A 16850-nucleotide genomic window follows, 5' to 3' on the forward strand; every position below is an offset into this window, starting at 1 on the left:
GGTACCATCACGCCCATGTACGTGCTGATCGGCGGGGCGGGAATGATGGGGCTGGGCCTGGCCCGCCAGCTCCTTCAGCTCGGCCACACCATCGCGATCATCGACATCGATCCGCTGGCCTGCAGCTTCGCCCGCGAGAAGATCGGCGTGATGGCCTTCGAGGGCAGCGCCGTCAGCTCCACCGTGCTGATCGAAGCCGGCATCCGCAAGGCGGATGCGGTGGTGGCCGCCCTGCGGGACGATGCCCTCAACCTGGCCCTGATCACCCTGTCGCGCAGCTACGGCAGTTCCCACATCGTGGCGCGCATGCGCGATCGCGAGTTCCTCCAGGCCTACCGCCTGGCGGGAGCCAGCCACATCATCAGCACCATCGATCTGGCGGTGGCGACGATGGCGAATGCGATCGAATATCCCGATGTCGAATCGATGATGCACTTCGAGCAGGGCCAGGTGAAGGTGCTCAAGCTGCCGGTCCCCGCCGATTGTTCCGTGGCCGGCCGCAGCGTCGCCGCGATCGCCCAGGATCCCCGTTTCCCGAGCGGCTCCCTGATCATCGGCTACCAGCTCAATCCTGAGGCCAGCGTCGAGATCCCCAACGGCAACACCGTGCTCCAGGCCGGATCCACGATCCTGGTGGTCACCAGGCCGGAGTTCGTGCACCCGCTGATCGACTATCTCGGCCTCAGCGCTAGTCGTCGTCCAGCGCTAGAAGTTTCTCATCCAAATCTCTGACGAAGGGCTGCACGAGATCGTCCGGCACGATGCGTTTACGGAGCGCCTCCATCAGGGCCCCCTTCTCGGCCAGGAGCAGGCGTCTCCGGATCGCCTCCAGCGGTCGGGCCCCGGGCTGATCAGGGCCGGAGCGCCCCTCGCTGTAGGCCTCCCGCAGCACCCGTTCGGACGCCGCCACCCGCGCCTGGTAGGAGGCCCACAGTTCCTCGTAGGCGGTCTTCGGCAGCACCCCGGACTTCAGCAGCCGGTCGAGTTCCTCCTGGGCCGCCTTGGAGGCGATCAGCTGGATCTGCAGCCTGCCGATTTCAGCGCCGACCGGTGACACCTGGGCGATGTTCAGGCGTCCGATCAGCCAGGGCAGTGCCAGCGCCTGGATCACCAGGGAGAACAGCACCGCGCCGAACACCAGCTCGATGATGCCGCTCCGGCCGGCCAGCGACAGGGGAATCGCCACCGCCATCGCCATCGAGAGCGAGCCTTTGATGTTGCCCAGCACCAGCACGTGCTGCCAGCGCAGGGGGATCGGTCGATCGAAGCGGCGCAGCAGCGCCAGCAGCCCGTACACCGTGAGCACCCGCGCCAGCTGGTAGGCCAGCACCACCAGGGCGATCGCCGGCAGCGACGTCCACAGGGTCAGGGGGTTGATCTCGAGGCCGATCAGCAGGAACAGGAAGGTGTTGACGATGAATCCGGCGTACTCCCAGAAATTCAGCACGGTGAGCCGGTCGGTGGCCGTGTCGCTGCGTGGCAGGCCCTGGTTGCCGAAGACGAGCCCGGCGATCACCACCGCCACCGCACCGGAGACCCCCAGAAACTGGCCGAACTGAAACGTCCCCAGGGCCAGGGGCACCGTGAGCAGCAGCGAGCTGAGGGGATCGTGGAGGCGCAGGAACACCGGCAGGCACAGGTAGCCCAGGACGCCACCCACCAGCACCCCACCCACCGCCACCACCACCATCTCCCGCAGCCCCTGCGCCACCGTGATCGAGCCCGAGGCATGGATCAGCAGCAGCAGGTTGAAGCTGACCAGGGCGGCCGCATCGTTGAACAGGGTCTCGCCCTCCACGATCGTCGTCAGCCGCGCGGGCACCCGGATCTCCTTGAAGACCGCGATCATCGACACCGTGTCGGTGTTGGCCAGGATCACCCCCACCAGCAGGGCAGGGATCCAGGGGAGCCCCAGCACCAGATGCACCAGCAGCGCGATCACCCCCGAGGCGACCAGGGAGCCCGGCCCCGCCAGCAGCGCGATCGGCTTGAAGGTGCTGCGCAGCCGGCTGATGTCGGTGTTGATCGCCGCCTCGAAGATCAGGATCGGCAGGAAGAGATTGAGCACCAGCGAGGGATCGAGCCCGATCCGTCGCGAGAACACCTCGGTGAACGGCAGGCCCGCCAGCACCAGGCCGGTCACGTAGGGCAGCCGCAGCCGCTGGGCGATCAGGGCCACCGCCGTCGCCAGCAGCAGCAGCACGATCGAAAGGCTCACCAGTTCGGGGATGCCACCGGCCGTCGATCCGGCCGTCGGTCCGGCGCTGGCGCCGCCGCCCGCCACCGTCGCCATGGCCAGCCCCATCTCGTTCAAGTCGGCCACCGCGGGGTTGGGGTCTTCGGTCCGCTCAGTTCGATCGCGGAGCCCCATTATTGGCTCAGGTGGCCACCCTGGGCCGCCCTGGCCGGGGCGGACGGGCCGTTGCGATGCTGGGCAGGCGCTGGGGGCGGCAGGCTCTTGCCCAAGGGGATCGATGTGGGCGGTATCGGGTGTGCCATCGCCCTGACGGCGGTGCTCTCCCCTGCATGGGCGGAGGCTCCGGCGGTGGGGCGGGAGGCCGAGCCGCCTTGCGTGGCCCGGATCGCCGCCGTGCAGCGGGAGATCCTGGGCCGCAACCTGGCCACCGGCTCCGGGCCGCCCCTCAACGCCTTCCAGCAGCTCAACCCCTACGCCCTCGAGCAGGCCGCCGCCCTCGACCGCGCCCGGGCGGCGGGCGCCCCCGCCGGTGCCCTCGACTGCCTGCCGCTGGCGGTGAAGGACAACTTCGCCAGCGCCGACCAGCCGATGGCGGCCGGGTCGCTGGCCCTGCTGGGCAACCAGCCCGCGGCCGATGCCGAGGCGGTGGCGCGGCTGCGGGCTGCCGGGGCGATCGTGGTCGGCACCACCACCATGGACGAGTTCGCCTTCGGCATCCGCGGGCTGTCGGGGGCGGCGGGCCGGGTCGGCAACGCCTACGACCCCTGGCTCAGCCCGGGGGGCTCCTCCTCCGGATCCGCCGTGGCCGTGGCGGCCGGCTTCGTGCCCCTGGCCCTCGGCAGCGACAACTGCGGCTCCCTGCGCCTGCCGGCCGTCTACAACGGCGCCGTGACCCTACGGCCCACCCAGGGGCGCTTCTCCAGCGCCGGCCTGCTGCCGCTCGGCTTCGTCAACGGCACCCCGGGGCTGATCGCCCGCGACACGGGCCTGCTGGCCAGGGGCCTGGCGGTGCTCGATCCCACCTGGCGCTCCGAGCAGGCGGTGGCCCCGCCGGATCTGCGCGGCCGGCGGCTGGCGGTGCTGGCCAGGGCCGGCGACCAGGACCTGGCGCCCACCACCGAGGCGGCGGCGGCGGCCCTGCGGCAGGCGGTGGAGCTGCTGCGGGCGGCCGGAGCGGAGGTGGTCGAGGCGCTGGTGGTGCCGGGGCTCGACACCCGACTGGGTTCGGATTTCGTGAAAGGGTCGGGGCGCCGCATCGATGCCCAGCTGGCCCGCTACCCCGGCAGCCGGCGCAGCTGGGACGACATCTGCGGCTCCGGCCGCCTGCCGCCGGAATGGACCCCGGCCGAATGCCGCGACCTGATGGCCAGCGATCCGGCGGCGGAGGCGCGGGCGCGCCGGCGGATGGCCGCCAACCGCCACCGGCTGGAGCAAGCCCTGTTTGCCCAGCGCCTCGATGGCCTGCTGCTGCTGCCGGATCGGCGCGGTGGCGCCCAGCGGCAGCCCTCGCCCGCCATCACCTGCATGGTGAGCAGCACCAGCGGCCTGCCGGCGGTGGCCCTGCCGGTGGCGGTCGATGGCCGCGGCCTGCCCGTGGGCCTGGAGATCCTCGGCGCCAGCGGCCGGGACGAGGACCTCGTCGCCATCGCCGCCCTGCTGGAGGCCCGCCGCGGGCCGCTGCCGGCCCCCCGACCCGTGGTCCCCCTGGCGTCCCCCCTGGATCTGGCCGGCCACAACCGGCTGGTGCCGCTGCTGGGCTGGAACGCCTGGCGCAGCCGCCGCGGCGAGGCCCTCGGGGATCTCGAGCCCGCCCGCTTCCGCCGCCTCACCGACGACCTTCTGGGCCGGCCCGGTGATGGCGGAAAATCAAAACCGGCGCCCACGGCCCCTGCGTCCCCATGACTCCCCCTTTCCGATGAACATCGACGGCAGGCCCTGGCGCACCATCTGGCTGGAGGAGGGCGGCCGCTCGGTCGGCGTCATCGACCAGACCCTGCTGCCGCACCGCTTCGTCACCCGTTCGCTCACCAGCGTCGAGGAGGCGGCCGAAGCGATCGTCACCATGGTGGTGCGGGGGGCTCCCCTGATCGGCGTCACCGGGGCCTACGGGCTGATGCTGGCCCTGGAGGCCGACCCCTCCGACGCCTCCCTGGCCGCGGCCTTCGAGCGCCTCGATGCCACCCGCCCCACCGCCATCAACCTGCGCTGGGCCCTGGAGCGGGTGCGGGCCGCCGTGCTGCCCCTGGCACCGGAGCAGCGCGCCGAGGCGGCCAGGGCCGAGGCGGCCGCCATCGCCGAGGAGGACGTGGCCATGTGCGAGGCGATCGGCGACCACGGCCTGCGCCTCTTTCAGGAGATCGCCGCCCGGCGCCCCGAGGAGCGCCGCGGCCAGCCCCTGAACGTGCTCACCCACTGCAATGCCGGCTGGCTGGCCACGGTCGACTGGGGCACGGCCCTGGCGCCGATCTACAAGGCGCACCGCTCCGGCCTGCCGATCCACGTCTGGGTCGATGAGACCCGCCCCCGCAACCAGGGGGCCAGCCTGACGGCCTTCGAGCTGGGGCGAGAGGGGGTGCCCCACACCGTGATCGTCGACAACGCCGGCGGCCACCTGATGCAGCACGGCCAGGTGGATGCGGTGATCGTCGGCACCGACCGCACCACCCGCACGGGCGATGTCTGCAACAAGATCGGCACCTACCTCAAGGCCCTGGCCGCCCACGACAACGGCGTGCCCTTCTACGTGGCCCTGCCCGCCTCCACCATTGATTGGTCGATCGGCGACGGGGTGAAGGAGATCCCGATCGAGGCCCGCTCCCCCCTGGAGGTGACCCGCATCGCCGGCAAGCCCGCGGCCGGGGAGCCCACCAGCGTGCAGCTGGTGCCCGACGGCAGCGACGGCTTCAACCCCGCCTTTGATGTCACCCCCGCCCGGCTGGTGACGGCCCTGATCACCGAGCGGGGCGTGGCACCGGCCAGCGAGGCGGGCCTCCAGGCCCTCTACGCCGACCCGGTGGCCGCGGGCTGAGCCGCTGCCCGTCGCCGCCCGGGGCCCGATTCAGAGCGAGGGCCGCAGCAGGCTGATGGGTTCGCCGGGCCCATCCGGCCGGACCGTCAGGGTGGAGTAGGTCCAGGTGCCGGACTTCTGGCGGGCCTCCACGTAGAGGGTGCCGCTGCCCCTGGACCCCTGCAGGGGAATGGCCAGCTGGGCTTCCCCCGTGCCACCGGAGAGGCTGACGTTGCCGGAGACGAGGAAGCCCCCCTGGATCGGTGTGCCCAGCCGGCCGATCACCACCGGATCCTGCTGGGCCTTGGCCAGAGCCTCCTTGTAGGGCGTGGTCGACTTGAGCAGCCCGAACACGAGGCTGACGATCAGGGCGATGAAGCCCGCCACGCCGGCCAGGCCCGTGAGGCAGCCCGCCGGCACCAGCCATTTCCAGTGGCGGGCCCACCAGCTGGGGGCCGGGGTGCTGTCCGTGGGGTGACTCGGGTCCGTGACCCCTCAGAGCCCTTCGAAGCGAACGTTGAGGTTCAGCTGGTTGGGGCCGATGGCGGTGGCCTGCAGCACCAGGGCGGCGGCCTTGCCGTCGGCGGTGCCGTCCACCTTGGTGCCTGCCGGGGGATCGAGCACCAGGTTGAAGCCCCAGGGGCCCACCACCGTGTTGATCTTGCGCTCGCTGTAGCCCTGCTTGGCCAGGGACGCCTTCACCTTGGCGAGCAGCTCGTCCGGCTTGCCGGGCAGCTGGGTGTTGAGGCTGGTCTGGCCGATGGCGTTGGCGGCGAACAGGCTGGCCGCCGGCTTGGGCAGCGGCAGCGCCAGGCCCTTGAGCAGCGATCCGGCCGGGGTGGCCAGGGCGGCCCCGCCGACCAGGGCGCCGGCTCCCACCAGCAGGGAGGTGGAGAGGGCCAGCAGGCGGGGACGCCAGGGCATGGTTCGGTCGCGGGATGGAAGAAAAGGTAGCCCGGAACACCAGGAGCGCCCCACTGTTGCTACGCCCACAACCAGATGCGCCCACCGTTCTTCTAAGATCGGTTCATCGATCACCTTTGTGTTCAATGACGTTTTCCAGGGCCCGCCACCCCAGGCTCCGCCTCTCCCGGCGTCTGCTGGTGTCCGCCGCGCTCGGTGCCGCCGCCGCCTTCACCACCGCCACCACGCTGGGCATCGGCAGCTCCCCCGCCACCCAGGCCCAGGCCGCCGCTCCCGCCCAGGCCAGCGCTGGTGTCACCACTCTGGCCGCGGGGGGCACGAACTTCCAGGTGTTCTCCCCCGAGCAGGCGGCCGACGCCGCCCGCTCGGGCCGCTGGAAGGTGCTGGATGTTCGCCCGGTGCCGCCGCTCTCCTACATCGGTGGCCACGTGCCCGGCGCCGTCCACCTCTCCGAGCAGGCCTTCCGTGGCCCCAACGGCCGCCTGCCGTTCCAGATCTGGGGTCCCACCAAGCTCGCCAGCCTCCTGAGCGAGGCGGGCATCTCCAACCGGGATTCGGTGCTCGTCTATTCCGACGGCAACGACGTGCTCGGCACCGCCCTCGTCTCCTACATCCTCGAGAAGAGCGGCGTGCGTCAGGTCGCGATCGTCGATGGCGGCCTCAGCGGCTACAAGGCGGCCGGCCAGAGCACCACCAAGGCGTTCCCCACCTTCCAGGCCGGCAGCTTCCGGCCCACCACGGTCAAGGGCCTGGCCATCACCCTCAAGGAGCTGCAGCCCCTGATTGGCCGCAGCAACGTGGTGATCATCGACCCGCGTCCCAAGGCCCAGTTCGAGGGCACCGACCAGACCTTCATCCGCAACGGCCACATCCCCGGGGCCAGGAACATCCCCTGGCAGGCGTTCACCGAAGCGAACAACGCCGATGAAACCAAGAAGAACGCCCACAAGCTGAAGTCTGCCGAAGAGCTCCGGGCCCTTCTCGTCAGCCGCGGCATCACCCCCGACAAGGAGATCATCATTTCCTGCAGCACCGGCCGTGAGGCCAGCCTGCAGTTCCTCACTCTCAGGCACGTCCTCAAGTACCCCAACGTGCGGATCTATGAAGGCTCCTGGACCGAATACAGTGCCTCCAATTTGCCGATCGCCGTTGGGCCGGAAGGCAGTCCGGCCCTGGTGAGCAGTCGCTGATCCCACGTCCAGCTCCACCCCGTTTCTCCATGGCCATGCCCTTCCTTCGCCAGGCCACCCGGCTCTTTTCCCTGGCCGGCGTGCTGCTGGTGCTGCTGCTCCCACCGGCCGCAGCCCTCGCCTGTGACACCGGCAGCGAGTCCCCATCCCAAACCAAAGCGAAGAAGCGTTGAGGCGTTTCCCACCTGCCGCACTCGCCGTGGCCCTCGCCGTGGCGGTGGCCGCGGCCCTGGCGGTTCGGCAACCCACCTCGGCCCTGGTCTGGGGGCTGGGCTGCGGCCTCGGCCACGCCCTGGTCCGCTCCGGCTTCGGTTTCGCCTCCGGCTATCGCCGGCTGATCCAGCGGCGGGATCCCCACCCGGTCTTCGCCCAGCTGCTGCTGGCGGCGCTGCTGGTGATCGCCATGGCCCTGGTGCTCACCGCCGAGCCCCTCACCGGCCTGCAGCCGAAGCTGCTGGCCACCCCCCTCTCCCTGCCCTTCCTGGCCGGGGCCTTCCTGTTCGGCATCGGTATGGAGCGGGCCCGGGCCTGCGGCTGCGGCACCCTGGCGGCCACCTCCCGCGGTGGCGGCGGCGTGCTGGCCGCCCTGATCGGCCTGGTCGTCGGCGCCTTCCTTGGCACCCTGCACGCCCCGCAGCTGGCGGCCCTGCCCCTGCCGCGCCTGCCGTCCCCGGTCGGCCTTGAGCTCTTCGGCCTGCTGGGCGCCCTGACCCTGCAGCTCGCCTTCATGGCCCTGATCGCCGTGCTGCTGACGCGCTGGAGCGGACAGGTGCCGTGGCGCTCCCCCAGCCGCCGGCTCTACGGCGGCGCCATCGCCGTGGCCCTGCTGGCCACGGGCCTGCTGCTGGTGACGGCCGAGCCCTGGAAGGTGCTCTGGGGCCTGGCCCTCAGTGGCGCCTACGCCGCCCAGGCCCTGGGCTGGGATCCAGGCACCAGCCTGTTCTGGTCAAGTCCCCGGGGCCAGGCCCTGCTGGCGGGGCCGGAGGCCTGGCTGTTCAACGAGGCCGTGCTCGTCGATCTGGGCCTGCTCTACGGCGCCGTCGCCACCGCCCTGGCCGAGGGACGTTTCCGCTGGCGCGGTGAGCGGTCCGAGCCCCTGCCGGACCTGGCCCGGCGTGGCTTCGGCGGCCTGCTGATGGGCTACGGCGGGGTGCTGGCCTCGGGGTGCAACGTCAATGCCTTCCTGGGCGGGGTGATGAGCTTCAGCCTGCACGGCTGGATCTGGCTGGCGGTGGCCCTGGCGGGCTTCGCCGCCTCGCTGCGGTTGCGCCCGGCGCCGGGCCCCGCAGCCCCGTCAGACTGAGTCGCCGCCCCTTCGCCGTCCATGGCCCAGGCCCAGCCCGCCGCTTCGGCCCTGACCGCCGCCGCCCCGCCCCCCAACTGGGTGGCCTCGCGCCATCCCCTCGGCTGGCTGATCGACCGGCTGCTGGCGGTCGAGCCCCTGCGGCGGCTGCTGTTCCTGCAGGCCCGCCAGCTGATCATCCGCACCGCCGAGCGCCGCGGCATCGCCTGGCGGGCCCGTCGCGAGGAGCTGGTGCGGCAGGCCGAGCCGCTGCTGGCCAGCAGCACGGATGGGGCCACCGCCACGCCGGCCTACTACCGGGCCCGCTTCCACGCCTACCAGGAGGGCAACCTCTGCTGGCAGGCGGCCGGTGAGGCGGAGCAAGCCACCGATGCCATGGCCCTGCGGGTGTGGCCGGGGGAAACCCTGGAGCCCCAGGACGCCCAGCGGCGGCTGCGGGACGCCATCTTCGCCGCGATTGAGCCCAGCCTCACCGGCCCGGTGCACAGTGCCCTCGACATCGGCTGCTCGGTGGGCGTCGGCACCCTGGCCCTCAAGGACTGGCTGGAGCGGCGCGAGGGCACGGATGTGGCCGTCGAAGGTCTCGACCTCTCCCCCCAGATGCTGGCGGTGGCCAGGGTCCGCGACCCCGGCGGCCGCATCCACCGCTGGCACCACGCCGCCGCCGAAGCCACCGGCCTGCCCGCGGCCAGCGTCGACCTGATCACCCTCCAGTTCGTCTGCCACGAGCTGCCCGCAGGCGCCACCCAGGCGGTGCTGCGGGAGGCGGCCCGCCTGCTGCGGCCCGGCGGGGTGGTGGCCCTGGTGGATCAGGACCCCGATTCCGATGTGATCCGCCGCCTGCCGGCGCCGATCGCCACCCTGCTCAAGAGCACCGAGCCCTACCTGGCCGACTACTTCAGCCTCGATCTGCCCAGGACCCTGGAGCAGGCCGGCTTCCGCGACGTGCGTCGGGAGGCCTGCGACCCCCGCCACCGGGTGCTGGTGGCGCGGCTGGCCTAGTCCCAGCCCACCAGAGCGATCTTGCCGATCGTGCGGCCGGAGGCCAGCTGGGCGTGGGCGATCGCCAGGTTGGCGGCGTTGATGGGGCTGAGGGTGCGGCCCAGGGTGGGGCGCAGCTCGCCGGCCTCGAAGAGCTCGGCGATCCGGTCGAGAATCTCCCCCTGCCGCCCCATGTCGGCGGTCTGGAACTGGGAGCGGCTGAACATGAACTCCCAGGCGAAGGTCACGCTCTTGGCCTTGAGCCGATTGAGGTCGAGGGGGTGGCGGTTGCCCACGATCGCCACGATCGACCCCAGCGGGGCGATCAGCTCGGCCATCACCTCCCAGTAGGCGTCGGTGTCGCTGAAATTGGCGATGAGATCCACCACCTCGTAGCCCAGGGCGGCCAGCTGGGGGGCCAGGGGCCGTTGGTGGTCGACGACGTGGTCGGCCCCCAGCTCCCGCACCCAGGCGGCGCTCTCCGGGCGCGAGGCGCTGGCGATCACCACGGCCCCGGCCCGCCGGGCCAGCTGGATGGCGATCGAGCCCACCCCGCCGGCGCCGCCGAGGATCAACAAACTGCGGCCCCGCCCAGTGCCACCGGCTGGATCAAGGTCGAGCCGCTCGAACAGGGCCTCCCAGGCCGTCAGCCCCGTCAGCGGCACGCTGGCCGCCTCGGCCCAGGAGAGCCGGGACGGCCTGTGGCCCACCAGCCGCTCGTCCACCAGCACGGCCTCGGCGTTGCAGCCGGCCCGTCCCGCATCACCGGCGAACATCACCGCATCCCCGACCCGGAAGCGGCCCACCCCCTCCCCTGTCGCCGCCACCACCCCGGCGGCGTCCCAGCCCAGCTGCCGGGGCGGATCCCCTTCGCCCACGGCGGCCCGCAGCTTGGTGTCGATCGGGTTCACCGCCACCGCCTCGATCCGCACCAGCAGGTCGTGGGGGCCGGGGACGGGCTCCGGCAGTTCCGTGTCCACCAGGGCCGGGGTGGCGAGAATCGCTCTCATGGCGGGCGGGGTCAGTAGCGGCAGTAGCCCACTTCTCCCTTCAGGGGTGGTTTGCAGGGGAAGCGCAGCGGCACGAAGATCCGGTTGCCGTTGGCCTCGTTGGTGAGGGTGATGTTGCCCTGGACGTAGAGCTCCCGGCGCCAGATCCCCCCCAGGCGATCGCGCAGCAGGTCGCTGCCGCTGGAGTCCTTGCCCTTGGCGGACACCGCCCGGTAGGTCATGGACTGGCCATCCTTCCAGCGGATCTTCAGGCCGCCCGGGAGCTGCTCATCGACGCAGGCCAGGGGCTTGTCGTTGTACTCGCAGTCCTTCCAGCCGTCGCGGGGGATCTGGGGCGGGATCGCCTGGGCCGAGGCGGGGGCCGCCACCCCGACCCCCACCATCACCCCAATGGCCAGCATCAGGGGCAGCAGGGCGCCGCCGGCCCACGGCTTCAGGACCTCGCGGCGGCAGCGGCGGCGGCAGCGGATGGACACGGGCAGCCCCTGGAGGATCGCTCCCCGTAGTCTCCCCCCAGAGTCCCCGTTTCGCCCCATGGCCGTGCAACATCGCTGGTCGGATGCCGCCGCCCGCGAGGCGATCGCCCGCTACGGCGACCAGGGGGTGAACGAAGACCTGGCCCTGCGCACCTACTCGGCCCGGCTGCTGGGGGCCGACCCCGAGCTCGTGCTGCACGGCGGCGGCAACACCTCGGTCAAGACCACCGTGCACGGGCTGCTGGGCGAGCCGATCCGGGTGCTGTGCGTCAAGGGATCGGGCTGGGACCTGGGCACGATCGAGCCACCGGGCCATCCGGCGGTGCGGCTGGAGCCCCTGCAGGGCCTGCGGGTCCTGGAGTCCCTCAGCGATGAGGCGATGGTGGCGGCCCAGCGCCAGAACCTGATCGATCCGGCCGCCCCCAACCCCTCGGTGGAGGCGCTGCTGCACGCCTTCCTGCCCCACACCTTCGTCGACCACACCCACTCGATCGCCCTGCTGGCCCTGGCCGACCAGCCCGATGCGGCCGAGGTGTGCCGCGAGGTCTACGGCGATCGGGTGGCCCTGGTGCCCTACGTGATGCCCGGTTTCGCCCTGGCCAAGGCGGCGGCCCTGGCCTATGAGGCCGCGGCGGCCGGCGGCACTGAGCCCGAGGGCATGGTGCTGCTGCAGCACGGCCTGTTCTCGTTCGGCGCCACGGCCGAGCAGAGCTACGACCGGATGATCGACCTGGTGCGGCGGGCCGAGGAGCGCCTGGCCCGGGGCGAGCGCTCGTTGCACGCCGTGGCCGTGCCGGAGCGCCCCGCTGCCGCGGCGGCGGTGCTGCCGGTGCTGCGGGGCGCCCTGGGCCGGGCCGCCGTCGCCGCCGGCGTCCGTCCCCACTGGATCCTGGCGCTGCGCGACACCCCCCTGGCCCGCGCCATCAGCGACGACGCCCGACTGCCGGACTGGGCCGGCCGCGGCGTCGCCACCCCCGACCACGTGATCCGCACCAAGGCCCAGCCCCTGGTGCTGCCGCCCCTGCCGTCCGGTGGCGACGGCCCGGCCCTGGCCGCCTGGGGCCGCTCCCTCGAGCAGGCCCTGGAGGCCTACGCCACCGATTACCGCGCCTACTTCCAGCGCCAGAACGCCGCCCCCGGAGGCGCCAAGAAGGCGCTCGATCCCCTGCCGCGGGTGGCGGCGATCCCTGGCCTGGGGCTGGTGGGCATCGGCAAGTCGGCCGCCGAGGCGGCCACCGTGGCCGACATCGCCGAGGCCTGGGCCCAGACCCTGCTGGCGGCGGAAGCCATCGGCCGCTTCGCGCCGGTGGGCGAGGCCGACACCTTTGCCATGGAGTACTGGAGCCTGGAGCAGGCCAAGCTCGGCAAGGCGGCCGAGAAGCCCCTGGCCCGCCGGGTGGTGCTGGTGACGGGCGGCGCCGGCGCCATCGGTGCCGCCACCGCCCGGGCCTTCGCCGCCGCCGGGGCCGAGGTGGCCGTGCTCGATCTCGACCGGGAGGCGGCCGAAGCGGTGGCAGCCTCCTGCGGCAAGCGGGCCCTCGCCGCGGCCTGTGATGTCACCGACCCGGCGGCGGTGCAGGCCGCCGTCGCGGCGGTGGCGGCCCACTTCGGCGGGCTCGACATCGTCGTGAGCAATGCCGGTGCCGCCTGGACCGGCCCGATGGCCACCCTGGCCGACGCCGACCTGCGGGCCAGCTTCGAGCTCAACTTCTTCGCCCATCAGCACGTGGCCCAGGCGGCCCTGGCGGTGTTCCGCGCCCAGGACCTCCCCGAGGGCGGCGGCCGCCCGGTGCTGGGGGGCCAGCTGCTGTTCAACGTCAGCAAGCAGGCCCTCAACCCCGGCCCCAACTTCGGCGCCTACGGCATCAGCAAGGCGGCCCTGCTGGCCCTGGTGCGCCAGTACGCCCTCGAGGAAGGGGAGGCCGCCGTGCGGGTGAACGCCATCAACGCCGACCGCATTCGCTCCGGCCTGCTCGACGACACGATGATCAAGGAGCGCTCCGCCGCCCGCGGCCTCAGCGAGGAGCTCTACATGGCCGGCAACCTGCTGGGGGCCGAGGTGCGCGCCAGCGACGTGGCCGACGCCTTTGTGGCCCTGGCCCTGATGCCGCGCACCACCGGCGCCGTGCTCACCGTCGATGGCGGCAACGTGGCGGCGATGGTGAGGTGACCGTGTTGACTAGCTAACTGTGTGGTTCCGCCAGTCTGTTCCGGCTGACAAAGGGTTGTGAGGCTGACACGGTTGTTGTGCGGCCAAGAAGCCGAATTTCACATCACTACCCATACACTCTCAAATGTCCTGCCTAACAAGCATCGATTGGCGACGTCTGATTTAGCAGGACTCGAGGAGTGCACTACCCTCGCTCAAATGGCTCCAAGAGACGTCATCAGTAATTTCACGGCTTGCTGAGGCTGTTGCGTCTCGCTCAGGGGGGTCATCGGCTTTAGTAGATCGACGCGATTCTTTGCGCAGCAAGCGCGGGACGTTTGTTCCACTGCAATTGCAGAAGGTTGTTGACCTCAGGTACCCGCGGAGTCCCCTCCGGAAGATCGCCCAATTGCTGCTGGTGACGATCGCTATGCGGGCTCATGCGATGTGGCGCATTGGGTTAAATCTGCTGCCAACCCTGGATCTCAACCAGAAGCGTCATCCTCGCCAGCGGGTGTAGCCGGAGAACATGATACCTGTCAGAAAGTAACAGCCGGCAGAGGGTTCCAGCGGATTGGGAATCTCACACCGGTGATCAATTTCAAGCCCCGGAAGATCCTGGACAAATGTTAGCCTGGCGCTTGATGTTGTTACTTGGATTACTTGCCTAAAGGGGCTACCCGGCATGTAATTATTGGCAACGATTGGCCACCTGGGCCCTGTGGTTGCATGGTACAAGAGTAAGTTTGTCGCGCGCCAACGAGTCCTCGAGGAGTAATTCCCTTTCTTCAAGTCCCTTGTATAGAAAGCGAAGTTAAGTTGAGTTGATGCTAAGTGAAGAAGCCCAGGTCCTACTCACTCGGGCCGATGACAAGGTTAAGCAAATTTAGGATAACGATGCTGGGGGGAGTGGGCCGCTGTTATGCCGACATGCACATCAGCCTCTCTCACATGGCTGCCACAAGCCGGCCTGAAGATCTATAACGGCTGTAGGTGCTCTAAAGACTGAGTGCGCCCCCCCATGCGGCAGGCTCAGCTGCAGGCACCAACACCCGTGTAACCACCAATACATTCCAAGCCTCTATGCGGTAGAGGCCTTCATTGTAGTACACTAGTTCTACGTGCTTTCGACCGTGCATGGTTGACGTTAGTCTGGCTGATTCTGATTCAGCCCTCCAAGAAAATTCAGCGGCACTTGATGTTCTTGTTTCTCGCATCATTCATCATCTTTCTCTCGAATCAAGTTTCGCCATAAGCACGATTTCTGCTCTAGAGGCCAAAGCAAGTCAAATCTGGGGCAAGAGCAATCCTTGGTTTGCTCTATGGAGAGAGCACTGTAAATCCTATTTTGATATTGAGCAAGCTGATACGATCTTAGGTGAGATAATGCCGCCAACTTCTCATGGATGTAATTTATTCTTTGCGCAATCGTATTGTGCACTATTGCTAAACTGGATAATGGAAATTCTGCAGATCGAAGGGAATGACCACAAGCCAATATACTCAGGCACCTTGTTTGGGTGGCTGGAATGCATCACCCTTGCTTCACCAATTGAGCTTGATGCTCTTTTGTCAACAAGTAACTGGCAATACTCCAATAAGTCATCTGTAGCGATCAAGCAGTTTTCTAATTTCTTGGCGCGGCTCTATCAAGAAGTAATGCCCCCTCAGTTGAGGCATCTCCTTGGTGAATACTACACTCCCTCGTGGTTGATCGACTATGCGATAGGGAATGCTCACAGGGAGATAGAACGTGATAAGCGTAATCTCCATGTTTTGGATCCAGCTGTCGGATCGGGAGGCTTCTTGGCGCACTACGCCGCTGATTTGGCCGATAGTGGGCAAAGTATAGAAGCCAGGCTTTGTGGTTTCGACATAAATCCTGTAGCAGTCTTATTCTGTACTGCTAATCTAAGATATGCCAGAGCAGTCCTTAGCGGCTCTTGTGTGAGAATTGAATTTGACGTGCGTCTTGCTGATTCAGTCGTTGATCCAGTCATCGACTATGAAGCACCTCTCCTTTTTTCACCTCACGCATACAGTATCAACCTTTTTGGAAACCTTGTAGTCAATGACGAATCGCTCGTCGAGGCTACTCAAGAAATCGTAAGTAACCTCTGCTTGCTCTCCAATGATAAAAATCTTTTTCGAGTGTCACTGCTGAATTATATTGATGATTTCTTTTCTGCTACAAAAAATCAAAATGCTGATGTGTTGGTCGGTAATCCTCCATGGATATCATGGGACGGATTGAGCCCAATCTATCGAGAAAGAGTAGCTCCCCAATGGTCGACATCATCTCTCTTTACTAGTAAAGGCTGGAATGCGAAAGTCGCCGCAGGAAAAACAGACTTCTCATCCTTATTCGTTTATCGATCGGCTGAGCGATTCGCATCACCAAATGCAATTATGATATTTGTTCTCCCGTTATCGCTGTTCCAAAGTAGATTGTCGGGCCAAGGCTTTAGAAGCTTTAAAACTTCTAGTGGAAGAAGTTTTAGATTAATACGGCTGGATGACTTTTCCAAGGTAAAGGTCTTCCCTGACGCGGTCAATAGAACTTCTCTAGGGGTATTCAGACTTGACGGATGTGTTTCATTCCCAATTCAATATAACCGATGGGCACGGTCTAACAATGGCCAGTTTACTAATGAAGAAGCTACGGGAGGCCCAATTAATCCAAGAGATCCAACTTCTCCAATAGTTCAATATGACAAAGGCAGTAGTTCACTTGATGTCAATATTGGAAAGAGTGATTATCGGGCACGTGGCGGCGTCAATACAGGGGGAGCCAATACAATTCTCCAGCTAAATCTACTAGCTGAAAGGGGTGAGTTTGTGACAATTCAAAATACTGGAAAATCAAGACGTAGCTCAAGCAAAATTATTACAGCAGAAGTTGAATCAGCGGTCGTCTTCCCATTGCTATGTGGAACAGACATGAAGAAATGGAAGGCCTGTCCAAGTAAGAGAATTCTATTAATGTATGATCCCGCTCATCCCAAAAAGGCAATACAAGCTAATATCGCTCGAGAACTATATCCAAAGGCTTTTTCTTTCTTGTGTCAATTTAAGAGTTCTTTAGAATCAAGAAAGGAGTATCATAGATGGGGATGCTCAGGCCCTTTCTATGAAGTCTACCGTATTGGCCCGTACACATTTAGTCCAATTAAAGTAGTTTGGCAGCACACTGGCTACAAACGATCCCTGAATATCTCAGTGCTAGATGACTCTGGTGATCAGATTACGATACCAGACCAAAAAGCAATCATTATTCCTTGTGAAAGTTCCGAAGAAGCTCATTATATTTGTGCATTTTTGGGATCTGATGTCGTTTCAGGTATTCTTAACAGATACCTCGGCACCGACGCTTCTACGCATATCATGGACTATATTTCAATGCGCAAATATAACTCTCAAAGCGTGAATCATCTGGAGCTGAGCTCATTATCGGTAACGGCACACAAGCTTGCTGGTGCCGGACTGAGTACTATTGGAATTGAAGCCGAAATAAACAAAATTGTCAGCGAACTTCTTAGCGGTGGGTGAACTTTATATCATTACGGATTAATTCTGATTCTTCCCATTCCCGTGATTCGCGATAAAGCTCAAT

Annotated in this window: 14 protein-coding genes; 9 read left to right on the forward strand and 5 right to left on the reverse strand. The window is 66.8% G+C overall.

From position 1 onward, the window contains the following. Nucleotides 1–15 precede the first annotated feature (15 nt). Nucleotides 16–732 carry a potassium channel family protein gene (locus tag H6G99_RS14325; protein ID WP_106222779.1) on the forward strand — a complete coding sequence of 239 codons (717 nt, stop codon included), beginning with the start codon at nt 16–18 and terminating at the stop codon, nt 730–732. On the opposite strand, the gene H6G99_RS14330 is transcribed toward H6G99_RS14325, so the two are convergent. Next, entirely contained in the window at nt 689–2371 is a 1683-nt protein-coding gene (locus tag H6G99_RS14330) for a cation:proton antiporter (protein ID WP_199297226.1), read from the reverse strand. The genes H6G99_RS14325 and H6G99_RS14330 overlap by 44 nt on opposite strands. Before the next feature lie 87 nt (nt 2372–2458). Here H6G99_RS14330 and H6G99_RS14335 point away from each other — a divergent pair, with 87 nt between their 5' ends. Together H6G99_RS14335 and mtnA are read left to right on the forward strand one after the other, a co-directional pair. Then, the gene (locus tag H6G99_RS14335; protein ID WP_190612180.1) at nt 2459–4099 is read left to right on the forward strand and encodes an amidase family protein; all 1641 of its coding nucleotides are present in this window, start codon (nt 2459–2461) and stop codon (nt 4097–4099) included. A 13-nt stretch (nt 4100–4112) separates the two neighbouring features. Continuing rightward, nucleotides 4113–5225: an S-methyl-5-thioribose-1-phosphate isomerase gene (mtnA, locus tag H6G99_RS14340; protein WP_190612181.1), complete on the forward strand. Its 1113-nt coding sequence runs from the start codon at nt 4113–4115 to the stop codon at nt 5223–5225. 30 nt (nt 5226–5255) lie between these two features. Here mtnA and H6G99_RS14345 read toward each other — a convergent pair whose 3' ends face one another. Together H6G99_RS14345 and H6G99_RS14350 are read right to left on the reverse strand one after the other, a co-directional pair. Further along, entirely contained in the window at nt 5256–5624 is a 369-nt protein-coding gene (locus H6G99_RS14345) for a cytochrome c oxidase assembly factor Coa1 family protein (RefSeq protein ID WP_190612182.1), read from the reverse strand. Between the two features lie 75 nt (nt 5625–5699). Beyond that, nucleotides 5700–6128 (reverse strand): hypothetical protein, encoded by a 429-nt coding sequence (locus tag H6G99_RS14350; RefSeq protein WP_094586776.1) that lies wholly within the window; start codon nt 6126–6128, stop codon nt 5700–5702. Between the two features lie 125 nt (nt 6129–6253). On the opposite strand from H6G99_RS14350, the gene H6G99_RS14355 reads away from it, so the two are divergent. Genes H6G99_RS14355 through H6G99_RS14370 form a run of 4 tightly spaced genes read left to right on the forward strand, consistent with a single transcriptional unit; the run spans nt 6254 to nt 9623 of the window. Further along, nucleotides 6254–7318, forward strand: a complete 1065-nt coding sequence (locus tag H6G99_RS14355) for a sulfurtransferase (protein WP_190612183.1) — start codon at nt 6254–6256, stop codon at nt 7316–7318. 35 nt (nt 7319–7353) lie between these two features. Next, nucleotides 7354–7491, forward strand: coding sequence for a hypothetical protein (locus H6G99_RS14360; protein ID WP_190612184.1), 138 nt, complete (start codon nt 7354–7356; stop codon nt 7489–7491). Nucleotides 7492–7517: 26 nt separating this feature from the next. After that, a complete protein-coding gene (locus H6G99_RS14365; RefSeq protein WP_190612186.1) occupies nt 7518–8621 on the forward strand; it encodes a YeeE/YedE thiosulfate transporter family protein in 1104 nt (367 codons plus the stop codon). A gap of 21 nt (nt 8622–8642) precedes the next feature. Next, the gene (locus H6G99_RS14370; protein ID WP_190612188.1) at nt 8643–9623 is read left to right on the forward strand and encodes a class I SAM-dependent methyltransferase; all 981 of its coding nucleotides are present in this window, start codon (nt 8643–8645) and stop codon (nt 9621–9623) included. On the opposite strand, the gene H6G99_RS14375 is transcribed toward H6G99_RS14370, so the two are convergent. Further along, entirely contained in the window at nt 9620–10612 is a 993-nt protein-coding gene (locus H6G99_RS14375; RefSeq protein WP_190612190.1) for a zinc-binding alcohol dehydrogenase family protein, read from the reverse strand. The two genes, H6G99_RS14370 and H6G99_RS14375, sit on opposite strands and share 4 nt — an antisense overlap. 11 nt (nt 10613–10623) lie before the next feature. Then, a complete protein-coding gene (locus H6G99_RS14380; RefSeq protein ID WP_353617256.1) occupies nt 10624–11088 on the reverse strand; it encodes a hypothetical protein in 465 nt (154 codons plus the stop codon). 58 nt (nt 11089–11146) lie between these two features. On the opposite strand from H6G99_RS14380, the gene H6G99_RS14385 reads away from it, so the two are divergent. Both H6G99_RS14385 and H6G99_RS14390 read left to right on the forward strand, forming a co-directional pair. Further along, nucleotides 11147–13258, forward strand: coding sequence for a bifunctional aldolase/short-chain dehydrogenase (locus H6G99_RS14385; RefSeq protein WP_199297227.1), 2112 nt, complete (start codon nt 11147–11149; stop codon nt 13256–13258). 1116 nt (nt 13259–14374) lie between these two features. Further along, entirely contained in the window at nt 14375–16786 is a 2412-nt protein-coding gene (locus H6G99_RS14390) for an Eco57I restriction-modification methylase domain-containing protein (protein WP_190612192.1), read from the forward strand. The last annotated feature ends 64 nt before the right edge of the window (nt 16787–16850 follow it).

The organism is Synechococcus sp. FACHB-909 (assembly GCF_014698945.1).
Classification (GTDB): domain Bacteria; phylum Cyanobacteriota; class Cyanobacteriia; order PCC-6307; family Cyanobiaceae; genus Cyanobium.